Here is a 25488-nt window from a genome sequence, read left to right on the forward strand (position 1 = left end):
GTTAAGCTCAAGCCCGCTGTGTTTGTGACGAGTTGCGCCATTGCCCTGTTGTTTTCCCAAAGGGAGTATGCAACCCTTCTTTGGGAAAGCTACAGGTGAGGGACGGATGGGCGATAAGACGGACGTCATGCAGGGAACGCTGGCTCTGATGGTACTGAAGACGCTGGACGTGCTGGGGCCGCTCCACGGATGGGGCATCGCGCGGCGCATCGAGCAGATCAGCGGAGACCTGCTGTCCCTCAATCAGGGCACTCTCTATCCGCTCCTGCTGCGGCTCGAGCAGGAGGGCTCCATCGACTCGGACTGGGGCGCGTCCGAGAACAATCGCAGGGCTCGTTACTACCGGCTGACAAAGACGGGACGAAAGCAGCTGCAGAGCGAAGTGCGCGAGTGGCAGCAGACCACCGAGATCATGGCGCGCTTCCTCGCGGCCAGGGCGGAAGAGCTGTGATGAAAAGTTTAAGGCGAGTGGGTCAGCGGATGTGGAATTTCGCCCTCCGGCGTGACGGCGGCCAGCGTCTCCGCGAAGAGATGCAGGAACACATCGCCATGGAGACGGCACACAATCAGCGGTTGGGAATGAGTCCCGCGGAGGCGCGAAGGCAGGCGCTGATCAAGTGGGGCGGAGCGAGCGCCGTGCGCGAGCAGTATCACGCGGAGAAAGGGCTGCCCTTGATGGAAACCATGCTGCAGGACGTGCGGTATGCAGTGCGCATGTTGCGCAAATCGCCCGTGTTCACGAGCGTAGCTGTGTTGACGCTGGCGTTGGGAATTGGCGCGAACGCGGCGATATTCACTCTGATCAACGCGCTGATGCTGAAGAATCTTCCGGTGGCGGATCCAAGGACGCTGGTACGGCTGGGCAACAATAACGATTGTTGTGTCGGGATTGGATCGCACGATAACGGGGAGATGTCGTTCTTCAGCACGGATACCTACGAGTATCTGCGCAAGAACCTGCCGGAATTTGAAGAGCTGGCAGCGATGCAGGCGGGCTTTGCGTACAGGCCTGTCGTGGTGCGCATGGATGGAAGCAGCGAAGCGCCGCGCTCGGTGATGGGCGAGTTCGTATCGGGGAACTACTTCAGAACCTTCGGACTGAACGCGTCGGTAGGAAGGGTACTCGAAGATCGCGATGATGCCGCAGGTGCACCCTTCACGGCGGTGATGAGCTACGAGACGTGGAAGACGCGCTTCCATGGCGACCCCGGCGTGGTGGGCAGCACCTTGCGTGTGAATACAAGGCCGGTCACGGTGGTGGGCATCGCGCCGAAAGGTTTTTACGGCGATCGGCTGCTGCCTTCTCCGCCGGAATACTACTTACCGGTCGAGTCGATGCCGCAGATCGCCAACGTGCCCTATGTGCACCACACGCCTGTGCAGTGGCTTTACATGATCGGCCGCGTGAGACCAGGTGTGCAGTTGGGCAGCTTGCAGGAAAAAGTGAACACGCTGTTGCGCCATCAGCTGGCTGAAACTGGCCGCTTCAGCGGTAAGAGCGGTGCGGAGAGGCTCAGGCAGCTTCACATCGTGCTCACGCCGGGAGGCGGCGGCATTCAGGCCATGCAGGAGGGCTATGACCGGCAGCTGCGCATGCTGATGACAGCGTCAGGGCTGGTGCTGCTGATTGCCTGTGCCAATCTGGCGAATTTGCTGCTGGTGCGCGGCATGAGCCGCAAGGCCGAGATGAATGTGCGCACCGCACTCGGCGCACGACGCGGCAGGATCGTCCGCCAACTCCTCACAGAGAGCATTTTGCTGGCGAGTGCCGGCGGTCTTGCGGGGTTGGCCATTGCCTATGCGGGCACGCAGATGCTGCTGGCGATGGCGTTTCCCGGTGCAGAGAGCGTGCCCATCAATCCCAGCCCGTCCCCAGCGGTGCTTGCGTTCGCACTTGGCTTATCCCTGCTCACGGGCGTGCTCTTCGGCGCGGCGCCCGCGTGGATCGCGTCGAAGGCGACACCGGCCGATGCGCTGCGCGGCGGAACGCGTTCGGTTGCAGGAGGCGCCACAATGCTTCAGTCGAGCCTGGTGGTCTTGCAGGCAGGGCTTTCTCTGGTGCTGCTGGTGTGCGCCGGCCTTTTCGGCAAGAGCCTCAGCAAGCTGGAACGTATCGACTTAAAGCTCGACCCGGTGAATCGCTATATCGTCCACATCAATCCCCAGACCGCCGGCTATACACAGCGGCAGGTCGGCGACCTGTACCGCGCCATCGAAGACCGGTTTCACGCATTGCCCGGCGTCGAGAAAGTGGGGATCACGAGCTATACGCCGATGGAGGACAACAACAACGGCTGGAGTGTGCAGATCCAGGGGAAGAAGGAACAGGAGCACAACGCGATTGCTTCGTATTTGAAAGTGAATGCGGAATATTTCGATTCGGTTGGAACCCGCGTGGTGCGCGGGCGCGGAATTCTGCCATCCGATACGGTCAGCGCACCGCATGTCGCAGTGGTCAATCAGGAGTTTGTAAGGCAGCTCTTCAAACCGGGCGAGAACCCCATCGGCCAGCACTTCGGTGGAGACTTAAAGTCGGCGGGAGACTGGGAGATCGTCGGCGTCGTGGAGAACACGGCGTATCAGAGCGCCACCTGGAACGAGCACATGATGTACTTTGTGCCCACGCTTCAACGCCCGTTGAGCGCAGAGCCCGATTCCATTGATCGTGACGAAAACATGTACGCCGGCGCCATCGTCCTCAAGACGAGCCGGCCGGTTCCAGACATGGAAGAGTCAGCGCGAAAAACGCTGGCGGGAATCAATCCGAACCTGAGCGTGGTGCGGTTTCAGACCTTCTCGGCGCAGATCGCGGATCAGTTCAGCCAGGCTCGGCTGCTATCGGGGCTCACTTCGCTCTTTGGAGGGTTGGCGCTTCTTCTTGCGACATTGGGTCTGTACGGCGTAACGGCCTACGGAGTGGCGCGTCGCACCGCCGAGATCGGGATCCGGATGGCACTGGGAGCTGCAAGAAGCAAGGTAACGTTCATGGTGATGCGCGGCGCGATGGTGCAGGCGCTTGCGGGCCTTGCTCTCGGCATCCCGACTACGCTGCTGTGCATGAAGTACCTCAGCTCACAGCTCTACGACATCAAGTCCGTGGAAGGATCGGTCATGGCGGGAGCCGTTGCGTTGCTTGCGCTCGCTGCGGCAGTAGCTGGGCTCATCCCCGCGCGTCGGGCCGCATCCATCAACCCCGTTCAGGCCCTGCGGGTGGAATAGAGTCGTCCGCACCGGGTGTTCGCTTCTCCAGTCTGCTGTGGAGTTCGGTGCAGTTCGAAGCGCCCGATCCTTCAGATGTCTTTAGTGCGCTCGACTGCGCGGTTTTCTGAGAGGCTCGTCGAACCGTGCGATTGGCTGAGCTATGCGAGGAGTAGCGCTTCATCCTCCAAGCTCTGTTCTCCGTCGGCAGTTGCGATGATCTGTTTCGGCAGGAGCGGGATGAGGGGCAGGATGAGCGCATACACGCAGGTGATGGCTACGACGCAGTACTGAAATCCGTGCGTGGGGCTCAGGCCGAAAAGCCAGGAGCCAAGAACATCTCCCATGCGAGACGACAGCGGATACAGCGACATGACAATCATCATGAGCGTTCCCTGTAAACCTGCGGGACAGGCGCGGATCGCCATGTCGATCACAGCAGAGTTTCCCAAACCGCCCAGCAGACCTATCAAAAATGCCGCGACGAGAGCCTGTCCTCCGGTGTGGATGAAGGCCATGGGGATGAACTGCGGAACCCCAACGATCATCGACCACCAAAGGAGCTTGCTGGGCCGGAACCGGGTGCACAGAACGCCATACAGCAGTGTTGTCGGGATAAATCCGACATACATGACTGCAGAAAAATTGGCGTAGACGGAGTCCGGCGCATGAAGCTGATTCGCGAAGTAGTACTGAAGCGGCGTGTTTACTCCAGGCGTGAAGAACCAGAGCAGAGCGATGAGGATGACAGGATAGATGGCGCGATGTTTCGCGAGCCGCTTCACTTCGCCTGAGAAGTTGGTCCGTTGAGCGTGAGGGTTCTGGTAGGTATTCCTGAAGACAGATTGCGGCTTCCAGAATGCAAAGGCGCCAAGAAGCGCGGTCAGGGCCATGACGAATAGAAAGACCTGGCGAGGTGAAAGCGTCGTGGACATCCAGCCAGAGGCGAAATACCCCAGAACGGCGGCAGTGCACATGGCCATGTTCGATAGCGTGCTTAGCCTGCCAGGCATCTGGTCTTCCTGTCCGACGAGCGCAAGCAAGCCCTGAAATGCCGCCGCAATGAAGCTGTAAGACACGGTGGCAAACAGCATGCCGAACACCAGGCCGGAGTATGTGACCTGCGAGAATGCTCCTCCTGCGAGAGCAATAAGCGTGAGCGGCACGAAGATGCGGAAGTAGCCGGGATCTCTCCAGCCAAACGGGTTCCATGAATCGCGAACGAGTCCGAAAGCAAATCCCAGGTAAAGAGGGATGCCCGTGATCAGCCGAAAGCGGGAGACCTGTGACGCAGTGGCATGCAGCAGATCCTTCAGCATGTAGGAGGTCGGGATGTCCAGCACCCACTGCGGGCTCGTGACGTTCACCAGCAGCGCGAGCAGGCTGAAGTACACGTAGAGTTCCCGCGAACTTCGTTGCGATTCAGCTTCAGGCATGAGGAATGATGAAGTCTAGCACTCGTCTGCTGGCGAGCGGAATCCGGCACCGGGCCGCGGGAAGGAGACTGCAGGAGTAGCGACAGTGTTCGGTTGTGAACAGAGATGGTGAAATTCGGACAAGGGGCTTGTGCATGATCTTGCATAAGCCTTCTGTTTTGAGAGAAGGCGCCGTTTGGGGAACGGTGCCTCTCGTGCAGGTTTCTTTCATGGATCTGCCCCCTAAGGGTCCGCTTGCGCCGAGGCTTCGGCGTGATTTGACGGGCCACACGGGTATGAGGGCATCAAGATTTCTGCTCAGGAAGTGAATGTATGCTTGCTGATTTGCGCGACGCACTGCGGCAGTTGAGGAAGGCGCCGGGTTTCTCGGCGACTGTTGTGATCACGCTGGCTCTGGGGATCGGGGCCACCACCGCCATCTTTACCCTGGTGCACCAGGTGATGCTCAAGTCGCTGCCTGTAGCCAAGCCGGAGGAGTTGTGGCGGATCGGCGACAAGCTTCGCTGCTGCAACTGGGGCGGATACACGCAGGGTTTCGACGGCAACTTCTCGCTGTTCTCGTGGGAGGCGTACAAGAATTTTCGCGAGCATACGCCGGAGTTTGCGGATCTGGCAGCGCTGCAGGCGGGAAATGCGCAGCTGGGAGTGCGCCGCGCCGGATCGCAGGCGGCGGTGCAGACGTTCAACGGGCAGGAGGTTTCGGGCAACTTTTTCCGCACCCTTGGCGTGCAGCCCTGGGCGGGACGCCTGATGACGGACGCCGACGATCAGATCGGCGCTGCGCCGGTTGCGGTGATGAGCTACCGGACATGGGAGGCGCGGTACGGTTCGGACCCATCGGTCGTTGGAGGCAGCTTCCAGATCAACGGACATGCATTCACCGTGATCGGGGTGGCGCCGCCCGGGTTTTACGGAGCAAAGCTGGCCGGCAACGGCATGCCGGATTTCTGGATGCCGCTTTCGGCCGAGGATGTGCTCGCCGGAGCCGTGTCGCGCATCAAGCAGCCGAACTTGAACTACCTTGATCTGCTGGGGCGCGTGAAGCCGGGCGTGTCGCCGACCGTTCTGGAGGCGAAGCTGCGGGTGGAACTGCACGACTGGCTTGCGAGTCATGTGGCCGATATGGAGCCGGTGGAGAAGCCGCTCTGGCAACAGCAGACGCTGCATCTCGTTCCGGGAGCGGCCGGTGTCGCGGAGATGCGCGAGCAATATCGGGATGGGTTGAAGCTGTTGCTGATCGCGGCGGGATGCGTGCTGCTGGTGGCATGCGGCAACCTGGCGAACCTGATGCTGGCGCGCGGCCTGAGAAGCCGTACGCAGATTTCGGTCCGCGTAGCGATGGGAGCGTCGCGCATGCGGCTGGTGCGCAGGGCGCTGGTGGAGAGCGTGCTGCTGGCGGTGATTGGCGGCGCGTTCGGCGTCGCTGTGGCGTATGGCGGAACGCGGTTGATTCTGCATCTCGCGTTTCAGATCGGCGGACCGAACAACTATGTTCCGGTGAATGCCGACCCGTCGTGGACGGTGCTGCTGTTTACGCTGGCGCTCTCCGTGGTGACGGGCGTGATTTTCGGGACAGCTCCCGCCTGGCTGACTTCACATGCGGATCCCGTGGAGGCGCTGCGCGGAGCAAATCGTTCCGTAGGCCAGGGCCGGACGTGGGCGCAGAAGACGCTGGTGATCGCGCAGGCGGCCATGTCTCTGGTGCTGCTGTCGGCGGCGGCACTGCTGATCCAGAGCCTGCGCAATCTCGAGCATCAGGATTTTGGATTCGAGACGCAGGGGCGCTATATCGCGTGGATCAATCCAACGCTGGGGAACTACAAGCCGGAGCAGATGGAGCAGGTCTTTCGTCGCGTTGATGAAGGGCTGATGAACATACCGGGAGTGCGCATGGCGGCGCCTGCGCTGTATGCGCCCATGACGGGCGACAGCTGGAACTCGGGTGTTCGCATTCAGGGCCGGCCCGAACCGGGACCGAAGGAAAACACAAGCGCTGGATGGTCGCGCGTGATGCCGGGGTTCTTCGACGCGATCGGCGCAAAAACCGTGATGGGTCGGCCGCTCAACGAAGACGACACCGCGGCAACGCGCACCGTTGCGGTCGTGAACGAAGCCTTTGTGAAACGGTTCTTCAAAGGCCAGAATCCCATCGGGCAGCATTTTGGCTTCGGTCGTATCAAGAACGCCGGGCTGTACGAAATTGTCGGCGTGGTCCGCGACATCCGGTACATGACGTACGACTACAAGGAACCGGTGACGCCCATGGCGTGGGTCTCTGAGCTGCAGACGGCTCGGCTCGAAGATCCGAAGGAGCAGGAGGGCGAGAAGTACTCGCATTTCCTCTACAACATCGTGATCTGGGCGCCGGGAGATCCTCCGGGAATGGAAGAGAAAGTCCGGAAGGCGCTGGCGGCAGTCGATCCGAATCTTGTGCTCTACGGTGTGGACCCTTATAGCGGCGTGGTGAGCGCGGATTTCCAGCAGGAGAACATGATTGCGACACTGACCTCGCTGTTCGGCTTGCTTGGATTGGTGCTCGCTGCGGTGGGGCTCTACGGCGTGATGGCCTACACGGTGGAGCAGCGCACCAACGAGATCGGACTGCGCATGGCCCTCGGCGCGAATCGCACAGACGTGGTGTCGATGGTCTTGCGCGGTGCCTTCTGGCAGATCGGCATTGGGCTCGGGATCGGCATTCCGCTCGCGATTGTGGCTGGACGACTGATGAAGGATCAGCTCTTCGGAGTGCAGCCCTGGAACCCGGTCATGCTGCTCACGTCGGCGGGAATGCTGGCGATCGCGGCGATGGTGGCTTCGCTGGTCCCGGTGCGGCGCGCCGTGGGAGTGGAGCCGATGGTGGCGTTGAGAAATGAGTAGAGTTGGCTTCTTCCGAAGCCAACTCAGTTCGTAGTTCGCGATTTCTTTGTCGCGGTCAGTCGGGGAAGTCGCAAAGCCCTGTGACGTAATCGGCTGATCCGTCGCGAAGCCATCCGTCCAGCTGCGCTGGCTCTTTGAGCTGCTGGCCGCGCATGCGCCGCACGAGAACGTAGTCGCAGTTCATCTGCGCAAGCGCAGTCATGTCGACCCAGAGCTTCTCAAACTGCGTGACGGGGAAGATATCTTCCTGGCCTTCTCCCCAGCGCTTCTTCACGTCTTTGATCGTGATGTAGGTGGGGACGCGCGCGGAAAGAGCGCGAACGGCGTCCGCGACCTTCCGTTCGTCGGCGAGGTCGGCCCGCGTGAGTCCGAAAACTCCGAGCAGTGCATCAATCGACAGCCAGCAGGTGTTGGAGTTGTAGTAAGACAAGCGGAACTCCGTGTCCTCCGAAGGAAGCGCCAGGCCCTCCACCAAACGCGCGCGTCCATCGACGCTTGCGAGCCCGCCGCCACGATCCTCAATGCGGCGCGTCATCACCTCCACCGTCATCGTAGCGCCGGTGGAGATGTGACGCCCCAGGATCTGCGCGTCGAGGTCGGCTCCCACCGTGTCGACGTTGTGCACCATCAGATAGCGCAGGTTCGGTTGCGCTTCAAGCAGATTGCGCAGTACTCCGTTGCGAAAGATGTTGGGCACCTCATACCAGTGGCCCACCGGATGGAGACACTGCAGCGGAAGATTGTCGGTGTAGTCGCTGCCTTCTCCGCACTGCTGCGCCCACGAGATAAGCGCGGCGCGCGAGCTGTCGCGTACCTTTTGGGCCTGAGCATCCAGGATCTGCTGAGGAACGGATTCCCACGCGAAACGAAGGTCGCGGACCATCGGAATCATCCGCAGGCCGACGCTGCGGCTCGGCGAGAGATACAGCGGGCCGGTGTACCCGTAGTTGTTTTCGAGCTTGAGCAGCTTGTCCGTCGGATCGTGCGTCAGGTAACTCGTCGTGACGATGTGCGGCACCGGAGAGTTGTAAGCCCGGCTCGTACGGCGGCTCTTCGCAAGATGAACCTCGAGGAAGGTGCGGTGCTTGCCGGCGAGACGGCAGAAAGGGCTTAGGCCTTTTACCACGCCAGCGCCATGCGTCCAGCGCGAACCTGCGCCGCCCGCGAGAGTGACGACTGCAACCGAACCCGATGCCAGAGCCTCTTCACCGAGCTTGCGCAACTTGGCGTCGCTGCCGCGCGTCGCGTCGAAGACCTGGTCAGGCGCTACGTCTTCGATGGTGACCGAAGCGGGAAGCCGATTCTGCGCCAGGCCGATCTGCCCCGCGCGAAGCTCCGTCTGAATGCGCTCGTGCTGCAGCGGATCGAATCCATACTGATGCAGAAGCGACTGCAAAGTCTCGGCGCGGTCGTTGCCGTTCTGCGCCTGAGGCAAGAGGCGATTGAGAAAGGTGCGTGTGCGCTCCTGCGCGCCTGATGCTGCGTGACAGCGGAAGCTGAAGCGCTCGAGATCTGCGCGCTCGTTTACCGATAACGTGCGCTGCTCCTTGCGAAGCAGCGCAGGCAGCATCAGGTTGTAGTAGCCGTCCGGAAGCACTGCGGACTCGCCTGAGAGCAGTTCAGCGAACGTCCCGTTTTCGTTGATGGAGAAGTCGTACACCACCGGCTGCATGGCGAAGGGCACGCCCCCAGCGAGGCGCTGACTCACTTCGCGCATCATCGGGCCGAGAGCGTTCTGCGCTTCGGGCTTGCGCACCGGATCGAAGATGAAGCCCATGCCGCCGCCCGACATCCCTCCGAGCATCCAGAATCCCCAGAACGCGCTGCCAAACTTTGCGCGGACCTCGCGGATGAGAGTCTCGGTGTAGAGATTGCTCGCCCACGGAATGATCTCCTGCAATGGCCCGTCGAAATTGCGCTGCGTGGCCCTGCCGATCGCGCCGACGTCTCCGCGGCGAAGTTCGTCGATGATCTCGTCGAGAATCTCTCCGGCTTCGCGGCGAGCGGCCCACTCTTTCGCAGAGCGAAGCAGATACCGTTCCGTCACCATTTCGAGAATGGGGCCGACATCCTGCGCCATGCCGCCGTGAACGAGCACCAGCGAGTCCTGGAGATGCTGCCGCGTTTTAAGCGTGACTTCGTCTGAGGAGAGGATGCGGTGATTCGGAAGCAGCCGTCCGCGGCTGATGCCGAATTCGATGTCGCCCTCCATGGCGCGCACTCCCTCAATCAGCTTGATGCCGGGCCACACACCTCCGGAGTCCTGCCATCCACCGCCGGACCCTCCCAGCCATTCGCCGAGAATCGCGCGCGCGGCAACCAGGCGGCGCTCGGGTTCCGCAAGCTGTCCGGTAAGCGACGCGGCCTGCCCCGTGGCGCGCATGCAGACGGAGATCAACGACGCAAGCAGATTCGTTGAAACGGCCAGCCGCGAGCCTTTCGGAATATTGTTGACGTGGCTTACGATCTCGAGGCCAAGGCCTTCACGCTGCGTGAGCTGCCGCAGCAGGTCGGCCAGCGGTTGGTCGGAGCCTTCGAGCCCCGCGGGAACAATGCCGGATGCGATCACAGCCGCCTTTAGCAATCCAAGGTAGTCGCGGCCAAAGTCAAAGATCTCCTGCAACTCGCGAATCTCAACGCTGGCATCGAGATCCACGCTGACGAGGCGAATGACGGGACGGTCGATGACGCGCAGGTAGGCTTCGACGGGCGGCTTGGGACTTTGCGTATCGTGCAGCGCGAGGTTGATCGACACGTTGAGAACCCGCGCGCCCTCGGGCAGGTCCATGCCGAGAAAGAAAATGTCGCTCCAGCCGCTGTGGCTCAGATCCATGCGTACCGGCGTGGCTTCGTGCAGGATGGGCGCGGGCTGTCCCAGCGCGCTGGGCAGCAGTTCGCGGCGCAGGCGCAGTGCGTAGTCCGATGGATGGCCGGTGCGGAACATCCATTGATTGCCTCGCACGGATCGAACGCTGCGGCGAACTTGGTCGGCGAGCGTCTGAAAGGCAAGACCGCGATAGGCGGATGCAAGCGCACTCGAAATCCCATCGCCTAACCCGTGCGCGGATTGGGCGGCAAGAAAGATGCTGATGGCTTCTTCGTAGCGGCGGTTGAGAAGGCGCTCAACACCCGCGTAGGGTATATGCGACCGCGAGGTTGCGCTTTCGGGACGCATAGGCAAGTGGAAGCGGTGGATCGCGTAGAGAAAGAACAGGGCCCGTACGCGGTCGTAGAGGCTGTCGCTCGAGTGGCGTCGAGCTTCAAGGTCGCCGGCTTCGGCAATCAGATCTGAAGTCGAGGCGTGCTCGCAGAAGCTGTCGAGAGAACGATTGCGTATGTCCGGATCAGTGGCGGTAATGATCGCCCAGAGCGCACTCACTGCCCGCTCCCTTCGGATTGTTCTCGGGTCGCGAGCACCTGAATGATCTCTGTCAGGACCTTGTCGCGGTCGCGGCCGTGCATCGCGAGCGCGAGCTGCGCGGAGAAGAGGCCGTACTTCACGCCGACATCGAAGCGCTGGCCTTTGTGAATCATGGCCAGATACTGCTCGCGCTGGGCGAGGATGGCGAGCGCGGATGAGAGACTGGGCCGCTTCTGCGCGGAGTCGGAGAGCAGTTCGGCCAGGATCTCGAAGATCGCGGGGGTGAGCACGTGCATGCCGTAGAAGCAGAGGTACTGCCCACTGCGAAGTCCCGGAACAATGAGGCTCTGCTCAGCTTCAGTAGGCGTGGGCTTTTCGAGGACCGTATCGATCCGGTAAAAGCCCGGTTTGCCCTGAACCGGCTGGCCGCCGATGGCGCCGAAATACGGAAGAAGATTCTCTCGCGTGATCTGCACCGTCGAGATCGAGCATCCTGCCGTGGTGGCCGCATCGATGAGCCGCCGGGCCGAGCCGCCGGATTCAGGGCCCACGTAGATGTGGTCGCCGACAAAGTGCAGGAAAGGCTCATCGCCGACGAACTCGCGCGCGCAGAAGACGGCATGCGCGTAGCCACGCGGATCGCGCTGCGGAATGAAGGTCAGGCGGACAGAATCCTGCGTGACGAGCTTGGAATAAGGCTCTTCATCGCCCGGCGAGACGACGATGCATACATCGTTGATGCCGGCGCGTGAGGCTTCACGGACCACGAGGGAGAGGACAGAACACTCTGAACCCTGTTGATCGATGAGCAGCTGCATGGGCAGAGTGCGCTGGCCGGGCCCCGCAGCAGTGATAACGGCCTTGCGAATTTGCATATATAGAAATCCCGTTCCCCATGATCGTAACGTATCGACAGCCGGCAACAGGTTGCCGCTGTGCCAGGATTGGGATGCTTCGGCTTCGCTCAGAACCGGTTGAGGGCACGCCGGCGTTTCAATTCGTTGATCTATGCGGGCTTCAGTGAGCCAAGCAGCGTGGGGATCAGTTCAGCCACAGTGGGATGAATGTGCACGGCGTGAGTGAGCGTGGTGTACGGCTGGTCCGCGTACATGGTGGAGAGGATGCAGTGGATGGCTTCGTCTCCGCCCACGCCGAAGATGGTAGCGCCGAGAATGCGTTTCGTCTCTGGGTCGACCATTACTTTCATGAAGCCGAAAGTCTCGCCCTTCTCGATCGCACGCGCGACGGAGCGCATGGGGCGTGTGGCCATCAGCAATGCGCGGCCAGAGGCCCGCGCTTCTTCTTCCGTCATGCCGACTTGAGCAAGCGGCGGATCGGAGTAGGTGGCGCGAACAGGAATCCTGTCCGTAACCCGGCGCGTGGCGCCGTCGAGCAGATTGTCGGCGACAATCTCGAAATCGTTGTACGAGGTATGGGTGAATGCCCCGCGCCGATTGCAGTCTCCGAGGGCGAAGATGTTGGGGACGTTGGTGCGGAGTTGATCGTCCACCGGTATGAAGCCCTGTCCATCGGTGCGTACACCGGCTGCTTCAAGCCCGAGGTCATTGGTGTTGGGGCTCCGGCCCATAGCGAGCAGAGCGTGAGAACCGTGCACCTCAGGCTCGTCCGACTTGCAACTTACGTGCACGCACACGCCGTCGGGCAACGGCGAAAACGAAACGCATTCGGAGTTGAGACGAAGACGGATGCCTTCCAGGTCAAGAAGTTCGCTCATGAGTTTCGATGCCGCCGCATCCTCGCGATGCACGAGAGCCGACTTCATTTCAATCAGGGTGACTTCGCTGCCCAGTCTGCGGAAGATCTGGGCGAACTCGACCCCGACTGCGCCGCCGCCGACCACGATAAGGTGCCGCGGGAGTTCATTGAGCTGAAGCAGTGTAGAGTTGGTTAGATAAGGAACTTCTTTCAGGCCCGGCAGTTCGGGTGTCGCGGCCCGGCCGCCCACGTTGATGAAGATCTGATCGCCGCGCAGTGTCTGATCACCGACCTGGACTTCGTTCGCCGAGATGAATTGCGCCGGTCCGAAGATGACGGTGCAGCCCTTGGCATTCTCGAGCATCTTGCGCAGGCTGTCGCGTGAGTTCTGGACGATCTGTTCGTTGCGAGCTCTGATCTCTGCCAGAGACACGGTGATCTCACCATGAATGTGAACGCCGAATCGAGCCGACTCGCGTGCAGTCTGCGCAACTTTGGCGCAGGCCACCATGGCCTTCGTGGGAGTGCAGCCCGTGTTGACGCAGGTGCCGCCCAGAACCTTGCGCTCGATGAGAGCGACCTTTCTGCCCGCGGCAGCAAGACGTACCGCAAGAAAGGGGCCTGCCTGGCCGGAGCCGATGATGATCGCATCGAAGTTTGTGCTCATAGATCTCCAGATGAAGCTCGCGGGCTCAATCGCAACGTTGAGTTCTGATTACGCCGCGGCTTTGAGGATGAGAATGGCCCCGACTACGGCGACCGCATCTTCAAGAAGCGCGGCAGGTAAGTCCTTGCCGAAACGCTTCGCGAGGGCCGATCGTGCTGCCGCTCCGCCCAGCGTTCCGATGACAGCGCCGATTGCCCCTCCCACCAGGCCGGTGACCAGCGAGCCGTGCGCGATGCCGATCGCCGCGCCGGAAATGGAACCCGAGACGATGCGAAACGCAAACGAGGGCGGAAGCTTGCGGCTTGGGGTGAAGGGAAGCTTGTCCACGATCAGTTCACCCACTGCGCAGATGCTCAGGATCCACGGAGTCCATGCGTAGCCCAGGAATGTCAGCCAGCTGTCGTGTACGTGAATCCAGCCAAGGCGCGCGGCCCAGCTCACAACGGCTGGAGCGGTCATCGATCGTAAACCAGCGATGATCCCGATCAGGATTGCGAGGATCAATAGGGGCATAGTGTCCTCTACGAGCAGAGTACAGGAGCGGACCCCAGCGGAGCTCTCGGTATACTCCCACTCAAAGGCATCAGTTCCCCGAATCCGATGGTCGCCACGGCAAAACGCACTCTGCTTCGTCCCGCATCGTTCGCGAACGTTCCGCGCGATCTCCGCCACGCGCTGCGCCTCCTCCTCCACGCACCCGCATTCACCGCGACGGCCATTCTCACGCTGGCCTTTGCCATCGGCGCAAACCTTGCCGTCTTTCAGCTTCTCTATGCCGTCATACTCGCCGAGCTCCCCGTCCCTCATCCGGATGAACTCGTCCGCGTACACGTCGCCCGCACGCCCTTCGATCAGAGCTGGAGCATCTCCTATCCCGCCTACCAGCGTCTCCGCGCCGCCACTCCCGAGGTTCCGTTAGTCGCAACGGCCTACGCCGCGGACGCGACGCTCGAGCTGCCCGGCCGTGCATCGACCAGCGCCTCGCTTGCTCCTGTTTCCGCCAACTACTTCAGCGGTTTCGGTCTGATTCCCGCGGCCGGCCGATTCTTCATAGAGTCCGATGACCGCATCGGGCAGTCGGAGTGGCCTGCCGTCCTCCGCTACGACTTCGCCCGCAGCACGTTCGGCTCTGCACAGAACGCGATCGGTCAACGCGTGCTTCTGAATCGCCGCGCTTTCATCGTCATCGGCGTCGCGCAGCGCCGATTCCTCGGCGACATCACCGGACGCGCTCCCGACGTCTGGATTCCTCTCTCCGTGCAGAGCACCGGCGCCTTCGCATTCCCATGGGATTCGCTCGGCCCCGGCCACAACGTTTCGCTCGAAAAACCCTGGTACAACCAGCCCACCATCTTCTGGCTCTTTCTCACCGCGCGCATCCCCGCCGAACGCCGCTCCGCGGTCTTCGCACGCTTGGATCAGGCCTTCCGCAGCGATCGCGAGCTTATGACCGAAGCCACTGCCGACCCCGTGGTGAAAGCCGCGCTGCTCCGCGTTAAAACCACATCCGCGCCCCTCAGCGAAAACGGCATGACCAGGCGATTCGCAGGCCCGCTCGCGCTGCTCATGGCTCTCTCCGCTTCCATCTTCCTCGTGGGCTGCCTCAATCTCGCCAACCTTCAGCTTGCCCGCCTACAAAGCCGCGCGCACGAACTCGGCGTACGCATGGCGCTCGGGGCCTCGCGCCGCAGACTTCTGATTCAGATCATTCTTGAGGACGCGCTGCTCCTCATCGCCGGATCCGTCTGCGCCTGCGCGGTCGGTCGAGCTTCCAGCGGAATCCTCATCCGCTGGGCCTCCAACCGCAACGCTCTTTTCACATTCGATCTGCATCCCAACCTCCCGCTCTTCGCGCTCGGCATCGGCCTCATGCTTCTTGCCCTTTTCTGCTTCAGCATTTTTCCGGCTCTCGTTTTCATGCGCGGCGGCCTTGCCCATGGCGCAGGATCGCGCGCCAGAGTTTCCGGAATCGCTCAGTCCGCGCGCCAGCGCTTCCGCTCCAATCTTCTCCTCGGCGCGCAAGTCAGTCTGTCCCTTCTGCTCTCCACCATGTCTGCGTGTTTCGCCGCCACGCTTGTTCATTGGCAGACTGTCGACGTCGGCATGGATCGCGAACATGTCCTGCTCGTCCATCCCGAACTGCACGACCGCAGGTACACCGAACGCCCCGAACTGCTGCCTGATCTCTACCGCCGCATTCAGGAGCGCCTTCAGTCTCTGCCAGGGGTACGCGGCTCGGGCGTAGCAATGTGCGGGGGCATCCATTGTGGATGGATCACTGCGCTTTACGTGCACGGCGGCCCCCACCTCAGCGACCTGCAGGTCCATGGGCAGGAAGATCACGTCGGCCTCGGGTACTTCTCCACGCTTTCCATCCCCATTCTCCGTGGCCGCGACTTCGCCACCACCGACACTGCGTCGACCCAGCCGGTCGCCATCATCAGCCGCTCGTACGCGCGCCAGCTGTTCGGCGAGGGCGACCCGATAGGGCAGTGGGTCGGCTATGAACCCGCTCCCAACGATCACAAATTCCTCATCATCGGTGAAGTCGCCGATGCGCGCGTCAACGGTGTGCAGCGCGATGCGCCGCCCATGATTTACATGGACATCAATCAGAATCCAGCGCCGGCCAACAGCATTCGCGTTCGCGTCGCCGGCGACCCGCAGCAGATGGCAAACAGCGTCCAGCGTGCTCTGCACGAGGTCGATCCCGCCCTGCAGATCGGCGAAGTCATTCCGCTCGCAACAGAGCTGAGCGGCGATCTCGGCACGGAAAAGCTTCTCGCGCGCCTCGCCGGCATCTACGCGGGGCTCACGCTTCTGCTTGTCGCCATCGGATTCTACGGCGTGATGTCGTCGCGCACCGCCCGCCGCAAATCAGAATTTGGAATCCGCCTCGCGCTCGGCGCCACCCGCCGTCATATCGGGCTGCTCATCCTGTCCCAGACCGCGCGCATCCTCCTCGCCGGCATCCTTCCCGGCGCAGTCCTCTCCCTCTTCGCCGTGCGCGCCGCAAACCACCTGCTCTACGGCTCCGCAGGAGCGAATTCACTCGCCATCCTGGCCGCGAGCGTCATCCTTGCACTCGCGGGCTCCATCGCCACCCTCATTCCCGCCCGTCGCGCCGCCCTCGCCGACCCCCTCGAAACCCTCCGCAGCGAATAGCCCCGATCGAGCAACTGAAAACTGAAGACTGACAATAAGTGGTCCTCACCCGGCTGCCAGCAGCTCCCCCGGCACCCTCCCCTTCGCCCGCAGCTCCCGGATGCTCAGGGCATCGTGCCGTTTCGCCAGCCGCCGCCCTTGCTCATCGACCATCAATTCGCAGTGGAACCAACGCGGATCCCGGTACCCCAGGGCGCGGTTCAGCAGCATCTGCCGCGCCGTCGACTTCAGCAGATCCGCCCCGCGCACCACCTCCGTGATCTCCATCGCAAAGTCGTCCGCAACGCAGGCCAGCTGATAGCTGGGCACTCCGTCTCGCCGCCACACCAGAAAATCGCCAAAGTCCACTCCTGCCGTGAATCGCTGCGGTCCAAGGTTGCCGTCCTCAAACGCGATCACCTCGCCATCCGGGACGCGAAAACGCCAGTTCAGACCGCTCGGCCCCTCTCCCGGCCCGGCAGAAAGGTCAAAGCGGCCTGCGCCCGTCTGTGCAGGCCGGCAGGTCCCAGGGTAGACCGGCTCGTCATCGGGATCGTTTCCGCGGTGCGGTCCTTCGTGAGGCGCCCCGACTGCCGCAGCCAGGTCCTTCCGCGAACACCGGCACGGATAGAGGAACCCGCCATCGCTCAGCTTCTGCCACGCCACCCGGTACACCTCCCCGCGCCGGCTCTGCTGATAGGGCCCAGAAGGTCCGCCAACATCCGGCCCTTCGTCCCAATCCATCCCGAGCCAGCGAAGATCTTCGAGAGCCGCCTCCGCATATTCCGCGCGGCTGCGATCCCGGTCCAGATCCTCCATCCGCATCACCAGATTCCCGCCTGCCTCGCGCGCCCGCTGCCAGGCGCGATGGAAAGTCCGCGCGTGCCCCAGATGTAAGTACCCCGTTGGCGAAGGAGCGAGCCTGCCCCGATAAGCATTAGAGGACACGGCCCTAGTGTAAGTGCGTCGGAAGGTTCAGCCCGGCGAAGGAACAAACGATAGAGTCGTCCTCGAAGGTTCTGTGATTTTCCACACTCTCAGGTACCCTTCCAACCGGTGACCACTTAGATCCCCGTCCAGGTGACCGAAAGGACCTTACACGTTTGGGGAATCGCGGCTAACATGTACGAGTAAGACAAAAGAAGTTCATAGCTGTACCCGCCGTCGGAGCCAGGTAAGAGACAGCAAGACATCCAGGCGAGGCACGCAGGACCTTCACCCCCAGGAGAGCCGCACCCATGTCTCAGGATCGGAAACCTACCTTCTTTGCTTCCATCTTCGGATCCAAAAAGAAACAGACCGAAGAAGAGATCCAGGCCCAACAGCAGTCCCGCCAGAAGCTTGAGGACCGCATCCGCGAGGTCCTCACGGTGATCGAAACCCCGAATCCCGACCACGCTTAGTTCAGATCGACAACAGCCCGCGACTCGTCTCCCGGTCGCGGGCTTGGTGTCTCTGCCCGAGATTGCCTCCTTCCGCACGCCATAATCCGCCCTGATCCGTCCAACTCTCGTTCGTTCTTGCGTTTCGCTCGTCCCCCCTTCGCCGGATACAATGGGACCACGCGCGAAAATCGGGCGATCGATGATTTCTTTCTAGATTTGGAGCAGGTGCACGTGATTCTTATGTTCCGCCAATGGGCTGCAGTCTCTCTCTGCGCCATCGCACTTCCGGCGCTCGCAGCCCCCGCCGCAGTTCCCAGGCAGGCTACACAGACCTCCCTCGTTGTCGACACGCGAGACGTCAACGGCCACACAGAGGCCGACATCTTCGTAGCCGTAAGCGGCTCTGACGGCCTCGGCGCTCCCGGCTCCATCACGCTCATGGATGGACCCAACTCGCTCGGCGGACTTGCCCTCGACGCCCAGGGTCAGGCCGCTTCCACCATCACCCTGCCCGGCGGATCGCATTCGCTTCGCGCCGTCTACTCCGGCGACACCACGCACGCCGTCTCCAATTCACGGGTATCCACCCTCGCCGCCACCGCCGGAACCACTCCCGACTTCTCCGTCGCCGTCGCACCGGGTTCCACCAGCCTCAAGCAGGGCCAGTCCGGTTCGGCCGTTGTCACGGTCACTCCCATCAACGCGGCCTCGCTCGCCGCACCGATGTTTGTCACCATCTCCTGCTCGGGCCTGCCCGACCAGACCTCCTGCACCTTCACCCCCGAGAACATCGAGATCCCGGTCGGCGCTTCCAAGGGCATCACGAGTTCCATGGTCATCGCTACGCAGGGTCCGTCGATCGCCAAAGCCGAGCCGTCTCAGATCCGCACCGCTCAACCGGTTGCATGGGCGATCCTCCTGCCGGGTGCTCTCACTCTCGGTGGCCTTGCTTTCGGACTCCGCCGCCGGTTCCTCAGCCGTCTCACACTCATGGCTCTTCTCGCGTTTGTCGGGGTGCTTGGCTCCACCGGCTGCTCGCCGCTTTATAACTACCGCAATCACGGCCCGACGCCGAACCTGCCCACCCCCACCGGTACGTATAACGTCACCGTGTCGGCCCAGTCGAGCAACGGAGTCACAGCCACTACGCACGCCACGACTCTGGCTCTGACCGTCACCAAGTAGCGTCAGAATAAGGTCCGATGATGAGGGCGGGTGCATGAGCTCCTGGCATCCCCTGCCGCCGCAAATTTTCTCGTTCATTCAATCCACGCCGGGCACGGTGCTGCTTCATAGCTCCCGTCCCGGCGCTTCTCGTTTCAGCCGCCTCTTCACCGATCCGATCCGCGTCATCGAGGTACGGGACCTGCACCACTTGCCATCGCTCTTCGCCGCCATCGAAGAAGCCATCCACCAAGGCAACTTCGCAGCCGGATACCTTACCTACGAGTGCGGTGAGTATTTCGAACCCGCGGCAGCGCTCCCGCGAGGCGGCGACTCGGATCTTCTCGCCTGGTTCGCGGTCTACAAGAAAGCTCATAGCTTCGATCACCAGATCGGGACCTTCGATTCCGATCCTCTCCCCACATCTAGGTTCGATCTGCATCCCGAACAGGCTTCCATTCCTCCTTCTGAGATTGGCTACAGTCTCGACGAACAGCACTTTGCTCACTGTATCGACCGCATCCACGACTGGATTCGCTCAGGCGACGTCTATCAGCTGAACTTCACGTTTCCAGTCCATCTTCAGACCGCTGAATCTCCCGCTGAACTCTATGCACGTCTCGCCGCGGCCCAGCCCGTCGACTACGGTGCATTCCTTCACACGCGCCCGGGGCACCACGTACTCTCCTTCTCGCCCGAGCTTTTCTTTCGCATCGACCGGAACCGCCGGATCACCACGCAGCCGATGAAGGGCACTGCCGCCAGAGGCCGCACCAACTCCGAAGATCGCGCCATCGCCGAAGCTCTCGCCGACGACCCAAAGAACCGCGCCGAGAACGTGATGATCGTCGACCTCATCCGCAACGACCTCGGCCGCATCTGCGCGTTCGGCTCCGTGCACGTCGACTCGCTGTTCGAGGTCGCGCGCTACCCCTCGCTCTGGCAGATGACCTCATCCATCTCGGGCGCTCTGCGTCCGGATGTCAGCTTTGAGCAAATCTTCCGCGCCCTCTTCCCATGCGGCTCCGTCACCGGCGCGCCGAAGGTCCACGCCATGCAGCTGCTCGCGCAAATCGAGCAGCAACCGCGCGGCGTCTACACTGGCGCCATCGGCTGCTTCTCGCGCGAAGAATCCGTCTTCAACGTCGCCATCCGTACTCTGGAACTCGCAAACGGCACAGCGCATGGCGGAATCGGCAGCGGCATCGTCATCGACTCCGGGCCCGCCGCCGAATACAGCGAGTGCCGCCTCAAGGCCGAGTTTCTTACCCGCTCCGTCGAGCCCTTCGCGCTCATCGAGACCATGCTTTGGAACGGCGGCTTCCCGTTTCTCGATCTGCACCTCGATCGCATCGCCGATAGCGCCCGCTACTTCGATTTCGTGTGCGATCTCGACGCGATCCGCACAACTCTCCTCATTGAGGCCTCCGCATTTCCGGGCGCTCAGCCGCGCAAAGTACGGCTCCTGCTCCACGCCAACGGCGAGTTCAACATCGAGAATGGAGTCCTGCCCGATGTCGCCGCCAATGAAGCACCGCCTCGTATCTGCATCGCAGCGCATCGGACCGACCCCGCCGACCATTTCCTGTTTCACAAGACGACGCGTCGCGATCTCTACAACCGCGCGCACGCTGCCGCCTGTTCCGCAGGCTTTGCAGACGCGCTCTTTCTCAACATCCGCGAAGAGATCACCGAAGGCGCAGTCCACAACATCGTCATCGAGAAGGCTGGCCGCTGGTACACGCCCCCGCTCGACTGCGGTGTTCTGCCCGGCGTCTACCGCCGCCATCTCCTCGCAACCCGCACCAGCATCGAAGAGAAGATCCTGACCCTCGACGACGTGAAGGCCGCCGACAGCGTCTACATCTGCAACGCCGTCCGCGGCCTCCGCCGTGTCACCATCGATTGGAATGCCGGCCTCCACTTAACAAACTGAAGACTGGCAACTGGCAACTGCTTCTAAAACGTTCTCGAAATCCCCGTAATCACCGTGTAGTCCGCGAACGCGGCATCCCCATGTGCGTGGTTACGGATATCCGTCACGCTGATCTTCCGGTTCCGCTCCATCGCCCACGGTCCGCTTGCGTAGAATCCCCAGCGCCCATGGCTGTACATCATGCCCGGTTCGATCGAGATCACGTATCCCGGACGACGGAATCCATTGCTTGACCCAAACGCATCGCGCACCGGTACGCCTTCCATGCGCCCGCCGAAGCTGAGTGCCATGCCGCGCAGAGCCTTCACGCCGGTCACCGGCCGCGAAAATCCACCGCGCCACAGATACTGGTCGGTTGCCGAGATTACGTTCTCTCCCGGAGCCGAACGCGCCTGTGCCACCCCCGTCGTATCCTGCGGGCTGAAAAGCCACGACCCCGTGAAGTACCCCGACGTCCGCCAGTGGAGCTCCTTGTAAGCCTCGGTCGCCAGCGAGAAACCCCACGTTCCATCGCCCGGCTGGATCGACTCATCGAACGGCTGTATAGAGGTCACACCGCTTTTCGAAACCGTCCGGCCCTTGGCATCGTTGATCCCCGTCGGCAGCTTCAACTGTGCCGACAACGCAACGTTCCCATGGCTCTCTGTCGGCGGACGCCACACCCACGCCTGCGCCCCAACCGTCACGTCGCCGATTCCACCCGAGCGATAGAAGTTGGTCGCACTCGCCTGTCCGTGACGCGTCGCCTCCATCGCCGGAATCGTCGCAATCACGCTCCACCGCGGCGTCAGCTGATAATTCAAATCCAGCTCAAACAGGTTCACATGATTCACCACCGCATTGTGCAGAGCCTGCCGCTGCGCCTGGTAATCCGTTCCGACGTAGTGCCGGTACGAGTTATACACGCGATAGCCCGTTGAGACCGTCAGGCCATGCAGGAAGTTCGTGCCTGCGGAGTGCGCGATCGTCGCTTGATTCGTCGGATCCAGTCCCGAAATCACCGGCTGTGGCGAGTGTGCGGCCACGCAGCCTTGCGCCTTCGCGGCGGATTGCATGCATAGAAATGAGATTGACAGAGACGCGGCTGAAACCGCGCTCCGAACCAGGAGCTTTTTCATCTTTTTGTCTCCAATTCAGGAAGGAAGAACTGACCTCAAAATTCCCAACTGGCGAAATGCAGGTCGGGAAAGCCTGCATTCTGATCAACCAAAGTTGATCCACACGAAAGTACCAGCCTATCCGTCCATCACGCGTCGCCCATCTTGTCGAAGCTCCTCTCCTCCTTTTGGCGGAGTCGTCATCCTCGCATCAGCCGCTATCGTCGAAAAAGGATGCCGCCTTCCCCTCGCAGTCTCCTCTCTGCGCTGCTCGTGTGCTTTGCTCTTGTCGCTCCATTCGCTCATGCGAAGCGTCTCCCCGACCCCACGTTCAAGACGCTCGACGGCCAATCCCGCAAACTCTCCACACTCCGCGGCCAGATCGTTGTCGTGAACTTCTGGGCAACGTGGTGCGGTCCGTGTCAGGAAGAACTCCCCCGCCTCAATCAGATCGCAGGATCGTACTCCGGCAAGCCCGTCACCTTCGTCTTCATCTCCATTGACGACCCGAAAGACCGTTCGAAAATTCCCACGACTCTCTCCAAACTCCACGTCGACTTCACCACCTGGGTCAACGCCGATACCGATACTCTCTCGAGCTTCGGCCTCGGCAACATCGTTCCCGGCACCATCGTCCTCGACGAAACCGGCCAGCCCGTCGCGCGTGTCATGGGCGAGGCGAAAGAAGAGGACGTCCGCAAACCGGTCGACTGGCTCCTCGCCGGACGCAAAGGCGATCCGCCCCCGCCGCTCACCAAACGTCTGTAACTCCGGCCGAAATATTTCAATCTCAGACTGCGGCATAGAATGGGGCGGTGAGACTCCGCCGCTCCTTGAAAGCCATCCCGCTTCTCGCGATTCTGTTCTCCGCCCTGCTTCCTCTCCCTGCCCAGACCGCTGATCAAGCTTGGCTGAATTATCAGAAGATGAACGGCTGGACCCTCTTTCCTCGGAACATCAGGACGCTTGGAAGCGGCGCCATTGAGCAATCCGCAATGCGAGAGCTGAACCGGGGCCTCGGCAATCTTGCAGGCGAATCAGCTGCTGGCTTATCCGCCCGGGCACTAGAATCGGTTTCAGGAGAGACGATCCTCGGCACCGCCGAAGAGTTCCGCAAGCTGCGACCAGACGTGCGGATACCATCTGATCTCGCACCGGGTGCGTTCTGGTTCAGCCGCAAAGACTCGAATGGCAAGCACCGCCTGCTCATCGTCGGCGGAGATGAACGCGGCGTACTCTACGGCACATTCAACCTTCTGCGTCCGCGCGATGACAAGGGCTTTCCACTCGAAGTTCGTGAGTCTCCCGCCATGCCCATCCGCTGGGTCGACGAGTGGGACAACATCGACGGCTCCATCGAACGCGGCTACGCCGGCCGCAGCATCTTCTTCGACGCAGGCCACGTCCGCCCCGACCTCACTCCCGCCACCGAATACGCCCGCCTCCTCGCCTCCATCGGCATCAACGGATGCAATCTCAACAACGTTAACAACGCGTCCGCCTTCTTCACGCCCGCGATGTTCAAGCAGGTCGCCCGCATCGCAGATGCAATGCGTCCCTACGGTGTGCGCGTCTCTCTCTCCGCCGATATTGCCAGCCCGCAGAAGATCGGCGGCCTCTCCACCTTCGATCCCCTCGATCCCACAGTCCAAAAATGGTGGTCCGACAAGGTCAGCGAGATCTACCGTCTCATCCCCGACTTCGGCGGCTTCACCGTCAAAGCCGACTCCGAAGGCCAGCCCGGCCCCGCCAGTTACGGCCGCTCTCCTGCCGACGCCGCGAACGTGCTCGCCGCTCTCCTCGCCCCCCACAACGGGGTCGTCCTCTACCGCGCATTCGTCTACAACCACCACCTCGACTGGAACGACCCTAAAGCCGACCGCGCCCGCGCCGCATACGACATCTTTCATCCGCTCGACGGCAAGTTCGCACCCAACGTCATCATCCAGACCAAAGAAGGCCCCATCGACTTCCAGGTCCGCGAGCCCGTCTCCCCGCTCTTCGGCGGAATCCCGCACACCAACCAGGCCATGGAACTTCAGATCACGCAGGAGTACCTCGGCCAGCAACGCCACCTCGTCTACATCGCGCCCATGTGGAAGGAAGTCCTCGACTTCGACATGCGCGTAAACGGCGCATCGACTCCCGTAAAGCAGATCATCTCCGGCCAATCTTTTCACCGCCCACTTGGTGGAATCGTTGGCGTCGCCTGCGTCGGCCAGAACAACTGGCTTGGCTCACCGCTCGCTCTCGCCAACCTCTATGCCTTCGGCCGTCTCGCCTGGAATCCCGACCTCAACCCCGAAGACATTGCCGCCGAGTGGACCCGCCAGACCATCTCCTCCGACGCCGCCGTCGTCCACACGGTCGTCAACATGCTCATGAAATCGTGGCCGGCCTACGAGAACTACACCGGCCCCCTCGGCCTGCAGACTCTCACCGACATCACCGGCAGCCACTACGGCCCGAACGTCGAAGCCAGCGAACGCAACGGCTGGGGCCAATGGCACAAGGCCGACCACAACGGCGTCGGCTTCGATCGCACCGCCGCCACCGGCACCGGCTTTGTCGGCCAGTACCCACCCGAAGTCGCAAAGATCTACGAGTCCGAAGCCACCACTCCCGACAACCTCCTCCTCTTCTTCCACCACGTCCCCTACACGTACAAACTCGACCAGCCCGGATTTGGCGGCAAAACCGTCATCCAGTACCTCTACGACTCCCACAACGACGGCGCCGCCCAAGCCGCACAGTTCGTCACAGATTGGCAGTCGATCCAAAGCAAACTCGATCCCGCTCTCTTCGCCGACGTTCTCCCCCGGCTCGAATACCAGGCCGGCCACGCCATCGTCTGGCGCGACGCCGTCACACAATACTTCCTTAAACTCAGCGGCATCCCCGACGCACAAGGCCGCGCCGGCCGCTACCCCAACCGCCTCGAAGCCGAAGACGCCAGCCTCACCGGCTACACGGTCATCGACGTGAACCCATGGGAAGACGCCAGCCACGGCAAAGCCGTCTCCTGCGGAGAGTCCGCGAGAAAACCTGCCCCGGGCGGAGATCCCGCACCAAACTCTGCTTTGAAAGGGCACGACCTCAGTCGCGCCGGAACAGCGCCCAAAGAAAGTGGTGCCTCAGCCCCTGCAGCAACTCACTGCTCCGCCACCTTCACCTACACCGGCCAGCCCGGCGCCTTCAACCTCGCGGTCCAGTACTTCGACCTGCCCGGCGGCTCGGCGCAATTCACTCTCTCCATCAACGACCGCCAGACCGACACCTGGTCCGCCAGCGACCACCTTCCCTCGCAGCGCCCCAACGGCGACAACTCCACCCGCCGCATCGTGCGCAACCTCACTCTCAAACCCGGCGACACCATCCGCGTCAACGCCACCCCCGACAACTCCGACCCCGCCGCCCTCGACTACATCGAACTCCTCCCACAGCCTGCGAACTGAGAACGATGAACTTCGAACCGAAGACTGGTGACTGGTGACTGGCGACTCTCTT

16 protein-coding genes are annotated in these 25488 nt (G+C 61.9%); 9 read left to right on the top strand and 7 right to left on the bottom strand.

Annotated elements, in window-relative coordinates; genetic code table 11:
• Positions 1-106 precede the first annotated feature (106 nt).
• Together DHV10_RS08640 and DHV10_RS08645 are read left to right on the top strand one after the other, a co-directional pair.
• On the top strand, positions 107-451 hold the full coding sequence (locus DHV10_RS08640) for a PadR family transcriptional regulator (protein WP_109485954.1): 345 nt from the start codon (positions 107-109) through the stop codon (positions 449-451).
• Positions 451-3219: an ABC transporter permease gene (locus tag DHV10_RS08645; RefSeq protein WP_109485955.1), complete on the top strand. Its 2769-nt coding sequence runs from the start codon at positions 451-453 to the stop codon at positions 3217-3219. The genes DHV10_RS08640 and DHV10_RS08645 overlap by 1 nt, the downstream gene beginning before the upstream one ends.
• A gap of 140 nt (positions 3220-3359) precedes the next feature.
• Here the strand turns inward: DHV10_RS08645 and DHV10_RS08650 are convergent, their stop codons facing one another.
• Positions 3360-4634, bottom strand: a complete 1275-nt coding sequence (locus DHV10_RS08650) for an MFS transporter (RefSeq protein ID WP_109485956.1) — start codon at positions 4632-4634, stop codon at positions 3360-3362.
• A gap of 312 nt (positions 4635-4946) precedes the next feature.
• Here DHV10_RS08650 and DHV10_RS08655 point away from each other — a divergent pair, with 312 nt between their 5' ends.
• The gene (locus DHV10_RS08655) at positions 4947-7511 is read left to right on the top strand and encodes an ABC transporter permease (protein ID WP_109485957.1); all 2565 of its coding nucleotides are present in this window, start codon (positions 4947-4949) and stop codon (positions 7509-7511) included.
• A gap of 55 nt (positions 7512-7566) precedes the next feature.
• Here DHV10_RS08655 and DHV10_RS08660 read toward each other — a convergent pair whose 3' ends face one another.
• The 4 genes from DHV10_RS08660 to DHV10_RS08675 form a co-directional block, all read right to left on the bottom strand.
• Positions 7567-10890 (bottom strand): UTP--glucose-1-phosphate uridylyltransferase, encoded by a 3324-nt coding sequence (locus DHV10_RS08660; RefSeq protein ID WP_204101373.1) that lies wholly within the window; start codon positions 10888-10890, stop codon positions 7567-7569.
• The gene (locus tag DHV10_RS08665) at positions 10887-11747 is read right to left on the bottom strand and encodes a sugar phosphate nucleotidyltransferase (RefSeq protein WP_109485959.1); all 861 of its coding nucleotides are present in this window, start codon (positions 11745-11747) and stop codon (positions 10887-10889) included. Before DHV10_RS08665 ends, DHV10_RS08660 begins: the two co-directional genes overlap by 4 nt.
• A 131-nt stretch (positions 11748-11878) precedes the next feature.
• The gene (locus DHV10_RS08670; RefSeq protein WP_109485960.1) at positions 11879-13255 is read right to left on the bottom strand and encodes an FAD-containing oxidoreductase; all 1377 of its coding nucleotides are present in this window, start codon (positions 13253-13255) and stop codon (positions 11879-11881) included.
• 48 nt (positions 13256-13303) lie between these two features.
• Complete coding sequence (locus DHV10_RS08675) at positions 13304-13768, bottom strand: DUF4126 domain-containing protein (protein ID WP_109485961.1); 465 nt, start codon at positions 13766-13768, stop codon at positions 13304-13306.
• 87 nt (positions 13769-13855) lie between these two features.
• Here DHV10_RS08675 and DHV10_RS08680 point away from each other — a divergent pair, with 87 nt between their 5' ends.
• Entirely contained in the window at positions 13856-16420 is a 2565-nt protein-coding gene (locus tag DHV10_RS08680) for an ABC transporter permease (protein ID WP_109485962.1), read from the top strand.
• 45 nt (positions 16421-16465) lie between these two features.
• Here DHV10_RS08680 and gluQRS read toward each other — a convergent pair whose 3' ends face one another.
• On the bottom strand, positions 16466-17347 hold the full coding sequence (gene gluQRS, locus DHV10_RS08685) for a tRNA glutamyl-Q(34) synthetase GluQRS (protein ID WP_109485963.1): 882 nt from the start codon (positions 17345-17347) through the stop codon (positions 16466-16468).
• Between the two features lie 290 nt (positions 17348-17637).
• Between gluQRS and DHV10_RS27010 the strand changes: the two genes are divergently transcribed.
• From DHV10_RS27010 to pabB, 3 genes are all read left to right on the top strand, one after another.
• The gene (locus DHV10_RS27010; RefSeq protein ID WP_162601341.1) at positions 17638-17802 is read left to right on the top strand and encodes a hypothetical protein; all 165 of its coding nucleotides are present in this window, start codon (positions 17638-17640) and stop codon (positions 17800-17802) included.
• Between the two features lie 222 nt (positions 17803-18024).
• Positions 18025-18969 (top strand): Ig-like domain-containing protein, encoded by a 945-nt coding sequence (locus DHV10_RS08690; RefSeq protein ID WP_239461536.1) that lies wholly within the window; start codon positions 18025-18027, stop codon positions 18967-18969.
• A 34-nt stretch (positions 18970-19003) separates the two neighbouring features.
• Entirely contained in the window at positions 19004-20884 is a 1881-nt protein-coding gene (gene pabB / locus DHV10_RS08695) for an aminodeoxychorismate synthase component I (protein ID WP_109485965.1), read from the top strand.
• 23 nt (positions 20885-20907) lie between these two features.
• Here pabB and DHV10_RS08700 read toward each other — a convergent pair whose 3' ends face one another.
• The gene (locus DHV10_RS08700; RefSeq protein WP_109485966.1) at positions 20908-22002 is read right to left on the bottom strand and encodes a hypothetical protein; all 1095 of its coding nucleotides are present in this window, start codon (positions 22000-22002) and stop codon (positions 20908-20910) included.
• A gap of 213 nt (positions 22003-22215) precedes the next feature.
• On the opposite strand from DHV10_RS08700, the gene DHV10_RS08705 reads away from it, so the two are divergent.
• Both DHV10_RS08705 and DHV10_RS08710 read left to right on the top strand, forming a co-directional pair.
• Positions 22216-22749, top strand: coding sequence for a TlpA family protein disulfide reductase (locus DHV10_RS08705; RefSeq protein WP_109485967.1), 534 nt, complete (start codon positions 22216-22218; stop codon positions 22747-22749).
• Between the two features lie 47 nt (positions 22750-22796).
• Complete coding sequence (locus DHV10_RS08710) at positions 22797-25436, top strand: alpha-glucuronidase family glycosyl hydrolase (protein WP_162601343.1); 2640 nt, start codon at positions 22797-22799, stop codon at positions 25434-25436.
• The last annotated feature ends 52 nt before the right edge of the window (positions 25437-25488 follow it).

This window comes from Occallatibacter savannae (genome assembly GCF_003131205.1).
GTDB lineage: Bacteria > Acidobacteriota > Terriglobia > Terriglobales > Acidobacteriaceae > Telmatobacter > Telmatobacter savannae.